This is a genomic window from Aliiglaciecola lipolytica E3 (assembly GCF_000314975.1).
GTDB classification, from domain to species: domain Bacteria; phylum Pseudomonadota; class Gammaproteobacteria; order Enterobacterales; family Alteromonadaceae; genus Aliiglaciecola; species Aliiglaciecola lipolytica.
This window is the reverse complement of the sequence record NZ_BAEN01000053.1, coordinates 1-2,438: the sequence shown is the minus strand read 5'-3', so window position 1 is coordinate 2,438 and position 2,438 is coordinate 1. Positions and strand designations below refer to the sequence as shown.

The following is a 2,438-nucleotide window of genomic DNA, read 5'->3' as shown; positions in this document are numbered from 1 at the left end:
GGTCTAATTATTCAAAACACTTTGTTGGATGTATGATATCAAAAACCAATGAGGTAAGAATGAAGAAGTACACAGCCGAATTTAAATTAGAATGTATTGAGTTGATCACTGTTCAAGGTTATCCAGTTAGGCAAGCTGCCGATGCAATGGAAGTTGGATATTCCACCTTACAAAAATGGGTACGACAGTATCGCGAAGAACAAGTAGGCATTACGCCTAAAGCGTCTGCCATCACTGATGAACAAAAACGAATTCAAGCGTTAGAGAAGCAAGTTAAACAATTAGAAAGTGATAATAACCTGTTAAAAAAAGCTTCGGCCTTCTTCGCAATAGAAATGAACAAAGGCGGCAAGTCGCGCTAGAGTTGAAGAAGGCAGGGTTTAATGTTCAGCATATTTGTCGATGTTTAAATGTACCCCGTAGCTCGTTTTATTTTCATGCTAAACCAAAGCGAATTAAGGCTGGCGATATTCACTTAGAGGCAGCGGTGAAGCATATTCACAATGAAATGGACGCCACTTACGGCAGCCGAAGAATGATGATAGAACTTAATCATCAGGGTTATAAAGTGGGTCGTTATAAAGTACGACGATTGATGCGCAAATTTAAATTGATAGCGAAACGGCCTCGGTTACATCGTTATCCCTATGCAGGAAAGGCGTCTATCATTGCCCCTAATTATTTAAATAGGCAGTTTAACCCTGAACAACTTAACACCCATTGGTCAGGTGACATCACGTATATCCGAACAGGCCAAGGATGGTTATATTTAGCAGTAATAGTAGATTTATGCTCGAGAAAGATTATTAGCTGGGCATTCTCAGATAAACCCAATACTGAGTTAACAACCCGCGCTATACGTTTAGCAGTTAATAAAAGAGAGCCTATGACAGGAGTCATATTCCACTCGGATCAGGGCGCTCAATACACCAGTGATTCGTTCCAGAAGTGTTTGAGTGAATTTGAAATCCAGGCAAGCATGAGTCGAGCAGGAAATTGTCTAGATAACGCCGTTACGGAACGTTTCTTTAGAAGTTTAAAGTCTGAAAGAGTTAACTACCGAAGGTATCAAACTCGTCACCAGGCCCAAGCGGATATTATTGATTATATCGAACCATTTTATAACCAGAAACGACGACACCATAAACTGGGAAACATCTCACCAGTTGAATATGAGATGAAATTAATGAAAAGTGCCTAATAAAGTGTCCAAGAAGAGTTGACCATTACATAAGGTAGTTTTCTTTAGCTGTACTTGAAGTAAATTTGCGAAATTGCGGTAAAGCGTTACCCCAACGACCTTTAAACGTAAAATTAAGCACTTCAGTATTGTTAATTAACTTTCCAGCAAATTTAATGAACTTTGAATCTCTGATCTGCTGCTCTTCCTTTGAGACATCAGATAAATACTTTATTGAGTCTACTTCACCCAACCAACGATCAAATACTGAAACAGCCATATAGGTATAAGCATTTGTGTCTTCGACAGCTAATAACTTATCTAGATCTGGAAAACGTTTACGAAGATCTATTTGAGTTTTCTTATCCAATGCTAAAAATTTACGCATGTCTTCCTTGGTAACCTAACACCTCATTAAGAGGCAATAAAATAGCTGGTTATAATAAGCGAGGCACGAGCAAAAAACAGCTATTTTTTGTCCTGCTTGAGTGACTTGTTAGGGCTGTATATTAGCAAAAGGCTCTTCACTTGAAGACCATCGTAAGCAAATAAGTTCTTCCTTATCAAATACAAGCTGATAGAACCCTTTGGGTTTTTTATAAGCCCAGACATCTATTAATTTCAAGTTGTTGGCTTTAAAACAAGTGGAGTTGCCAACACCTTTTATTTCAAAGTTTGGAGCCAAAAATTTTTTCTTTATACTTGGATTTCCTAGTTTCTCTAGGACACCATTTTTAGTTCCACCACGCTCTCCAAGCTCTTTAAAACTTGATGCTTGAGTGTTAAATGGTACAAGTAGAATTAGTAACAATACTATTTTCATACACTAAAGCCCTAACACTAAGCTTTGGGGCGCAGGCACGGGGCTATAATCGCGAAGCGGCCCCGTGTTTGCGTCCCAGCGACCGAAGAGAGTGCCAACAGCGTTTTGTTATGTTTACTTACCATGGTACCCCTTCTAATTCGGCAAATACTGCACAAAATAACAACAAAATGAAAGGCAAAGCAGATATTAACTTTAGTTTGTGTGTGTTCACATGCCAGCCAACAGCCATTGCGATGATATATGGGATAAACAGAAACAATCCATATAAAACCATAAATGCAACAATGTACAAATTCTCATGCCGTAGGTCCGCTTCAGGGAACGCTAGATAGTTGTATATTGAGTATGTAGCAAATAAAAATAGTGGAAGGGCTAAAAGGCTTAAAACTATTAATAAAAACTTAGAGCCTTTCATAAAACATCCTTGTAAAC

5 protein-coding genes are annotated in these 2,438 nt (G+C 38.4%); 2 read left to right on the top strand and 3 right to left on the bottom strand.

Annotated features, from left to right (window positions below; genetic code table 11):
* Together GLIP_RS13350 and GLIP_RS13345 are read left to right on the top strand one after the other, a co-directional pair.
* On the top strand, nucleotides 1-362 hold a 362-nt coding region (locus GLIP_RS13350), incomplete at its 5' end, for a transposase (protein ID WP_226992227.1).
* Between the two features lie 2 nt (nucleotides 363-364).
* On the top strand, nucleotides 365-1,201 hold the full coding sequence (locus GLIP_RS13345) for an IS3 family transposase (protein ID WP_008845170.1): 837 nt from the start codon (nucleotides 365-367) through the stop codon (nucleotides 1,199-1,201).
* A 25-nt stretch (nucleotides 1,202-1,226) separates the two neighbouring features.
* On the opposite strand, the gene GLIP_RS13340 is transcribed toward GLIP_RS13345, so the two are convergent.
* The 3 genes from GLIP_RS13340 to GLIP_RS13330 all read right to left on the bottom strand — a co-directional run.
* Entirely contained in the window at nucleotides 1,227-1,568 is a 342-nt protein-coding gene (locus tag GLIP_RS13340; protein ID WP_008845169.1) for a hypothetical protein, read from the bottom strand.
* 108 nt (nucleotides 1,569-1,676) lie between these two features.
* Nucleotides 1,677-2,003: a hypothetical protein gene (locus GLIP_RS13335; RefSeq protein ID WP_008845168.1), complete on the bottom strand. Its 327-nt coding sequence runs from the start codon at nucleotides 2,001-2,003 to the stop codon at nucleotides 1,677-1,679.
* 118 nt (nucleotides 2,004-2,121) lie between these two features.
* On the bottom strand, nucleotides 2,122-2,438 hold a 317-nt coding region (locus GLIP_RS13330; RefSeq protein WP_040522957.1), incomplete at its 5' end, for a hypothetical protein.

Excerpts from the sequence above, each read along its gene's own strand:
- GLIP_RS13335 (WP_008845168.1), bottom strand. The coding sequence starts at position 2,003 with ATGAAAATAGTATTGTTACTAATTCTACTTGTACCATTTAACACTCAA.
- GLIP_RS13340 (WP_008845169.1), bottom strand. The coding sequence starts at position 1,568 with ATGCGTAAATTTTTAGCATTGGATAAGAAAACTCAAATAGATCTTCGT.